At 59.4% G+C, this 6,617-nt stretch carries 6 protein-coding genes; 2 read left to right on the top strand and 4 right to left on the bottom strand.

Annotated features, from left to right (window positions below; all coding sequences use genetic code 11):
* Positions 1-261: 261 nt before the first annotated feature.
* Both RHSP_RS16795 and RHSP_RS16790 read left to right on the top strand, forming a co-directional pair.
* Complete coding sequence (locus tag RHSP_RS16795; RefSeq protein WP_004119611.1) at positions 262-1,368, top strand: hypothetical protein; 1,107 nt, start codon at positions 262-264, stop codon at positions 1,366-1,368.
* Positions 1,365-2,357 (top strand): Rieske 2Fe-2S domain-containing protein, encoded by a 993-nt coding sequence (locus tag RHSP_RS16790; RefSeq protein ID WP_004119610.1) that lies wholly within the window; start codon positions 1,365-1,367, stop codon positions 2,355-2,357. The genes RHSP_RS16795 and RHSP_RS16790 overlap by 4 nt, the downstream gene beginning before the upstream one ends.
* Before the next feature lie 11 nt (positions 2,358-2,368).
* On the opposite strand, the gene RHSP_RS16785 is transcribed toward RHSP_RS16790, so the two are convergent.
* The 4 genes from RHSP_RS16785 to RHSP_RS16770 all read right to left on the bottom strand — a co-directional run bounded on the left by RHSP_RS16785 (position 2,369) and on the right by RHSP_RS16770 (position 6,616).
* Positions 2,369-3,520, bottom strand: coding sequence for an ATP-grasp domain-containing protein (locus tag RHSP_RS16785; protein ID WP_004119608.1), 1,152 nt, complete (start codon positions 3,518-3,520; stop codon positions 2,369-2,371).
* The gene (locus tag RHSP_RS16780; RefSeq protein ID WP_004119605.1) at positions 3,517-4,815 is read right to left on the bottom strand and encodes a F390 synthetase-related protein; all 1,299 of its coding nucleotides are present in this window, start codon (positions 4,813-4,815) and stop codon (positions 3,517-3,519) included. The genes RHSP_RS16785 and RHSP_RS16780 overlap by 4 nt, the downstream gene beginning before the upstream one ends.
* The gene (locus RHSP_RS16775) at positions 4,812-5,543 is read right to left on the bottom strand and encodes an MBL fold metallo-hydrolase (protein WP_157385361.1); all 732 of its coding nucleotides are present in this window, start codon (positions 5,541-5,543) and stop codon (positions 4,812-4,814) included. The genes RHSP_RS16780 and RHSP_RS16775 overlap by 4 nt, the downstream gene beginning before the upstream one ends.
* An 89-nt stretch (positions 5,544-5,632) precedes the next feature.
* Complete coding sequence (locus RHSP_RS16770) at positions 5,633-6,616, bottom strand: NAD-dependent epimerase/dehydratase family protein (RefSeq protein WP_004119599.1); 984 nt, start codon at positions 6,614-6,616, stop codon at positions 5,633-5,635.
* Between the last annotated feature and the right edge of the window lies 1 nt (position 6,617).

Genomic DNA, 6,617 nt, shown 5'->3' with positions numbered 1-6,617 from the left:
TTCCGCTCTGATTTGACCTTCTGGGGATGGGGACGAAAACTTGAACTACCTCCTCGGTAGTCCAAGTTTTCGTCCCCATCTCCGGTTTTGCATTTCACCATGACCCTTCTTCGATCTCGATATAGCATGTTCGTCAACGGGTTTTCGGAAACTGGATGGGTTAATGTCAGGTGGAAATACGGGTCGGAGCGTTGTGAAACTCAGCAGACGGATCACTCGCGGCAATGACACGAATGATAAAAGGCCATTACTTACGAAGCGATGATTTCAAAGGGCACGACAATACGCCAGGCTGAAGAGATGAAGCGAGCATTCGCGGCCCGCTCCACGCCGGCACTAATAGGCAATCTGGATACGATTGTGACGACGCTGCAGATCGGCGCGATGCTCTTGCCGGTCACGATCAACGATCGGGGCTCGTCGCCAACCTGCTATCTTTGCTGTCCCAGCGTCGCCTATATCGACTATGCCCGCGAGGAGCTGCGCAATCTGGCCGAAAGCCCGGCCACGAAACGAGCAATGGACGGTTTGTTGAGGCTGGCGGCGCCCCTGATGCGGGCAACCGGGTTCGATCATCAGGTCCAGCCCAATAACTGGCTAATGGCAACAAATATCGGCTGTGCACTCGGCGTTGCCGAGATCCACGAGGTGACACGGCAGCTGCTCATTTCCTACCCCGACATGGCGATCGTCTGGCGTTCGCTCAACGACGTCAGCGATGCGCAGACGCTCGCCTCCTTCCGCGCCAGCGGCTATGAGCTCTATCCGGCTCGGCAGGTCTATTTGTTTGACTGCCGAAACGAGTCGGTGCGGGTCCATCGGGATGAACGTCGCGACATGCTGCTTCTGGCGCAGCCCGATTTCAGCATCGTTGAGCACCGAGACATCGCGCGCACGGATTTCGAGCGTATTGAGGCCCTCTACGCCAAACTTTACCTCCAAAAATACACCTACTTGAATCCTCAGTACTCGGCCTTATGGCTGCAACAGATGCACGAGGCTGGCATCCTGCACTTTTACGGCCTTCGTAATCGCAATGGACACCTGGATGGCATTGTCGGATTTTTCGACAGGGATGATGCCATGTCGGCGCCGGTGGTCGGTTATGACACGACAATCGACATGACGGCAGGGCTCTATCGCCGCCTGATGGCAATCGGGCTGCGGCGTGCCAGGGAGCGCCGGCTTCTATTCAACATGAGCGCCGGAGCTTCAGCGTTTAAGAGAAACCGTGGCGGTGTTGCCGCGATCGAATATAGTGCGATCTACAATCGGCACTTGTCGTGGAAGAGCCGCGCCGCCGCAACCTTCGTGCGGGCGATATTACAGAAGATAGGCATTCCCATCATGAGGAACTACAGGCTTTGAGCGATCATAAAGTCGAGGGATGGGTCGCAATTGCCAGATCGAAAGCCGTCCGGACCAAGCCCTTGCGGGTATTGGCCGGGGGGAGGGCATTCGTACTGTTTCGTGCGGATGGTAGGCTTCACTGTCTTGCCGATATCTGCCCGCATCGTTCCGCGCCGTTGTCGAGCGGCCGCGTTGTAAGTGGTGCGATCGAATGCCCCTATCATGGCTGGCAATTCGATGGCGCCGGGCTGTGCAAGGCCATGCCCGGCCTGACCGGAGCGATGCCTCGGACCCTCGTGCCATCCTATGCCGTTTGCGAAAAGGACGGACTGGTCTTCTTTTCGGCGCAAGTCGCCAATGACGATCCCTACACGACCGTGCTCGCGGCGGGTGATACGGTTTCGATGATGGTCGAAAGCCGGGTGACCTCGTCGCTGGCTGAGGTCGCAGAAAACATTCTCGATGCGACGCACACGCATTTCACGCACAAGGGGATTTTGCGGGGCTTGAGCGCCAAACGCTATAAGGTGACGGTGACCGTGACCGGTGGCGATGGCTGGGTAGAGGCACGCTACGTGGGCGAGCCGAAGCAGGAGGGGCTTGTTAGCCGCCTTCTCGAAGGCGAACGTTCGATTAGCATCGGACGATTTCGTTATCCTGGCATCGCGGAACTGGAATTCTGGGGTGCGAAGTCGATCAATCTGGCAACCACATTTCACTTACGTCAGGAGACCGCAGACACAGTGCATGGCTTCGGCATCCTTTCAGGCCCGCGGCAGCGGAACCTGGGCTATCTGAAAGCGCTGTTGTTCAAGCCATTCTTTCGCATCGCCCTGCGTCAGGACCAGCATATTCTCCATGCCGCCGAGAAAAACCGTAGGCTGTTTGGCGAGCGTCGGCAGATGTTCGGGCCGCTTGACATCATGCGTCCGCATATCGACGCCATTCTCGCTCGACAGAGACCGGAGGTCGCTGAAAAACCGGCTGTGTTGGTGATGGAACTCTGAGGCAGGGTTCCTTATCCGCCGAGCGGTTCGCCGTTCCATTCGATATCGGCTGTCGCCGCGGCTTTTAGCCCGGTACGTCTCAAGGCTGCGATGCAGACGATCTCGGCCAATGCCTGCAATTGAGCTTGCAGCATGGAGCGGTCGCCGGGCCAAGCTGCAATATCGCCCATGTTGCCAAAATCGCTGAACCATTGTCGGAGCGCACGGTTGCGGATTGCCGACGGCAGTCCGTAGCAGAGCATTGCCAGCGGCAGGGTCATTGGGCCGGTGAGCGACGCTTCCGCCGAACCGCCGGCAATGAGGGCCTCTGCAAGACCATCCGAGGCACTGAAGTAATGCAATCCGCTGGTTGCACGTGGATTGCATTCGATAACCGATAGCCGGCCTTGTGCGTCATGCCGAAAATCGAAGGAAATCTGCCCGGTCCATGCATTGGCGGCAACAAAGCCGGCCACGAAACGGTGAATTTGCTGGTTGGCGACAGGTTCAAATGCAAGGCTTGCGCCTTTCCCCGCTCTGTAGAGCGGCCGGTAAGCCTGCAAAGCCTGAATTTTTCCGTCTTTCGCCAATGCCCAGCAACACAGTTCCTCGCCAGGTAGGAAGGTCTGCGCTACCCATGGATCGGTCGGAGAGGGCAGAAGTCGATCGAGATCCGAGGACCTGGGCTTGATCAAGACCCGCTCGGCAAAGCGCGACCAGACAGGTTTGAAGACGAGCTCCTCGCTTGCTGTTCGACAGGCGTCAAGGTCGCTCGCATCGACAAGCAACGTCGTCTTGGGCGGATCCGCACCGAAGCCCCTGGCCATCACGGCGAAGCAGTATTTGTCGTGCACCCGCGCGAGAAGCGCAAAGGGCGGCGCGACAAGCGGGATCTCAGCTCCAATCTGGTCACGTGCGGCCGCCAGAAAGAAGATTTCCTCGCAGGTGGGAAGGACGAGGTCGCAACCATGCTCCCGGACCATGCGCTCGACGGCTCGGGCATAGGCGGCGAGCCTGTCGCGGGATTGTGGCAGCCGAACGTAGGTGGTCTTGAAACGCGTTGCCCGCGCCATCGCAAAGCGGTGGCTGTCGGCAAGGATGACGCGATGGCCCGCCATGTGTAGCAGTCGCGCCCAATGCAGTGCGACGGGTGCACGCGCGCCGGTGATCAGAACGGTCTTCATTCGCAGCTCCTTGCCGTACGCCACCGCCGCTCAACCCGGCGCAGCTTGACGATCGGCGGTGACAAGGTCTGTCGCGCAACCGAGACACGGGGCTGGGTGCCAATATTCTGCAGGAGTCGCGTGAGCGCCATTTCGGCGGCGGTTGCGGCGGCCGGTGAAACTGTATCCGGTAACAGCAAACGCAGGTCGTTGTGGTCGATCTGGATAAGGCGAAAATCCTTGATACTTCGATCGGAATCGAGAATCGCGTTGCGAAGCACGTCTGGCGTGACTTGGACAGTCCCGACGTTCGGCGCCCCCGGTAGTTCGAAAATGTCATCGCTGCGGCCAATGACCTCGGCGACGGCACGCAGCGGCGAGCCGCAGGGGCAGGCATCTGGCTGCATGCGCAGCAGGTCATTCATCCGATAACGGGCGATGACTTGTGTCTGGCGGGTAAAGTCTGAAATAACCGGTGAAACGAGGTCGCTATCTGGCACCGGCTGCAGTTCAAAATGCATGACATCCTCGGCCAGATGCAAGGTACCATGGGCGCAACTGGTGGCGAGCAGGCCTTCGGTTGCCATGTAGATCTCGCCGAGCCGCACTTGGTAGCGTCTCTCGATGATCTCACGGTCGACGGAATCGAGAACTTCGGCAGCGCTGAAGAGCCGTCTCGGCGCCAGCGTGCGGTCCTGTTCAGCCAGCCAGCGCAGGACTTTCGGCGGCGCAATAATCGTGTCCGGTGCAAAGCCGACAATTTCCTGTGCGATCGCGGCCAAGCCGCGACGCAGATCGAAGAATTTGAGATTGAGTCGTCGGGTCCGATTGGCAGAGTCATAAAGCGTCGTATGCAGCGGCAGGATCAGCGCGATCCGCGCTTTTTCAAACGGAAACGCAGGCAATAGTTTGCCGAGCACCACGCCCAGCCATTCGTATCGCTCGGCGTTTGTGATGACGAACAATCCGCGATTGCCACTGGTGCCGGTGCTGGCGCCGACGACATATCCCTTTCGTTGCTGACCGCTGTTGAACATCCGCCAGCCTTCGGCACTGGATAGTCCGGCGCTGTTGAACCGCTCGAAAGCCGCCATTACGAGTGTCTTGTCGACGATCGGCAATTCATAGAGACTTTCGAGGTTTCCACCGCGATAAAAATCCGTCGAACCCACCGCGTCACGCAGCCACCGGCCGATGCGTCGTCGTTGCCATGCCTCGACGTCGGCCCGCGTCTTCAAGCGCCTTGCAAGTAAGCGCGTGCGCGCAAATGAACAGACCAGCCGGATAATAGGCAAATGCTGACAGACGCGCCTCATTGTCGGGCCCCGCCGCCAGCGGTGTGATCGTATGGCTCGTGGCAGAGCACAACCCTGCCACCTTGATCGGCGAATTGCCTGACCTTTTTCATCGAGATCCCTGCCGCATTTCGGTCGCTGTAGATCAACTGTGCTGGCCCTGACGGCGCGCGGTTTTCAATGATCGCCCGTCGCAGCCATTGTGTATCGGTTGCATAAAGCAACGGCGGCGATGTGTCTGGCCAAAGCAGCCCGAAATGCCCGAGCGCATGGCCGGGCAGCGGCACGGCAAGGCAGGAGCCATCGGCAAAGAGGTCGTAGCCGCTGCCCAGACCATAGGGGATGGTCACAGATGGTCGGCTGTCGATCGAAATCAGCCGCTCGCGAAAATCCGTTGGCAACAATTCCGGAAAAAAGCCGTTGTGCAGTTGCTGACTCGAGGTCATGGCGGACAGCGTCTCGTAGGCCACGCTGTCTGCCAGAAAACGAGCTTTCGGAAAGTCGGCCAGAGCGGCAATGTGATCGGCATGGAAATGCGTGACGATGATATGGCTGACATCCGTCGGCGCGATCCCACGACTCTTTAAATTTGTGATGGGGGACGCTGCCTCGATCAGGCGCGGCCTCAAGATAGCACTGTAGAGTTTCATGGTCAGGCGGCGCGTGTGGCCCTCGGTGACACGGTTTGTGTATCCCGTGTCAATCAGCACGGGTCCGAATTGCGGATGAGGCCACAGACCATAGCGCACCGGGATATCGACGAAGGCCCATCGACCGCCTCGGAGAACCAGGCGTTCCGGCGCCCGCACGACGGCGCTGTTGAAGAATAAGGGATCACTCACGGCGTCAAGCCTCCACCGAATGTTCGATGCAGCCCCTGCTCAAAACGGATTTGCGGCTTGAAGCCGATCTCCCGCTGCGCGGCGGAGATATCTAACGTCTGTGTGAAGGCGAGAGTGCCGAGCGCATAAGCTGTCATCACCGGTTCCGGCTTGTCGGGCCGCAGCAGCGCCACCGCCTCTGCCAGCCGGGCTGCGCCCAAGGCTAATGGCCAAGGAATGGCCCGCCATCGCACCTTGATCCCGGCCCTTGCCGCTGCGCTTTCGATAATGAGGCGCAACGGCAACGCTTCATCTCCGGCAATGTTGTAGGTACGGCCCGCGATCTCCTGGGGTGCGTCCATCGCGCAAACGATTCCCCGCACGACATCGTCGACATAGGTGAGATTGGTGGAAGCTCTGCCGCCGCGCAGGAAAGGAAGCGGGCCCTTTTCCGCCGCCCTGATTAGCCGCGGCAGTAGCGCTACGTCGCCGCGGCCGTAGATGGCACGGGGCCGCAAGATGATCGGGGAAAGATCGGAGGCGGCAAGCACGTCGCGTTCAGCGATTTGCTTGCTTTCTGCATAGGCGTTGACGGGTATGGGAAGGTGGGTGTCTTCGCGCAAGTCCGCCTGATCTGAAAACCGGAAAGTGACACTGGGTGAAGAGATGAAGACGAAGCGGCGCACACCCGCCGCTCTGGCCATCGTCAGCGCATGGCGGGTGCCTGCAACGTTCGCCTGCAAGAAAGTTGCTCTCGATCCCCAGGCCGAAGAGAGCCCGGCCGCATGTACGAAGACATCGGCGTGGCCGAGCTTTTTCAGCATGGATTCGCTTGGCGATGCACTGACATCGACGCTGACAAACCGCGTTCCGCGAGCTTCCAGATGACGGCCCTTGTCGACATTTCGGCCAAGGCCGATCACCTCGTGGCCATTCTCCTGCAAGAAGGCACAGAGCCTGTTCCCCAGAAATCCCGTTGCGCCGCTGACGATCACCCGCATG

Origin of the sequence: Rhizobium freirei PRF 81 (genome assembly GCF_000359745.1) — a bacterium.
In the GTDB taxonomy this organism is placed as follows: Bacteria; Pseudomonadota; Alphaproteobacteria; order Rhizobiales; family Rhizobiaceae; genus Rhizobium; species Rhizobium freirei.
Note: the sequence above shows the minus strand (reverse complement) of the source record. Positions and strands in the feature narration are given on the sequence as shown.

What these genes read in the sequence shown, in the direction of transcription:
- RHSP_RS16770 (WP_004119599.1), bottom strand. Translation starts at nt 6,616, where the DNA reads ATGCGGGTGATCGTCAGCGGCGCAACGGGATTTCTGGGGAACAGGCTC.
- RHSP_RS16795 (WP_004119611.1), top strand. Translation starts at nt 262, where the DNA reads ATGATTTCAAAGGGCACGACAATACGCCAGGCTGAAGAGATGAAGCGA.
- RHSP_RS16780 (WP_004119605.1), bottom strand. Translation starts at nt 4,815, where the DNA reads ATGAGGCGCGTCTGTCAGCATTTGCCTATTATCCGGCTGGTCTGTTCA.
- RHSP_RS16785 (WP_004119608.1), bottom strand. Translation starts at nt 3,520, where the DNA reads ATGAAGACCGTTCTGATCACCGGCGCGCGTGCACCCGTCGCACTGCAT.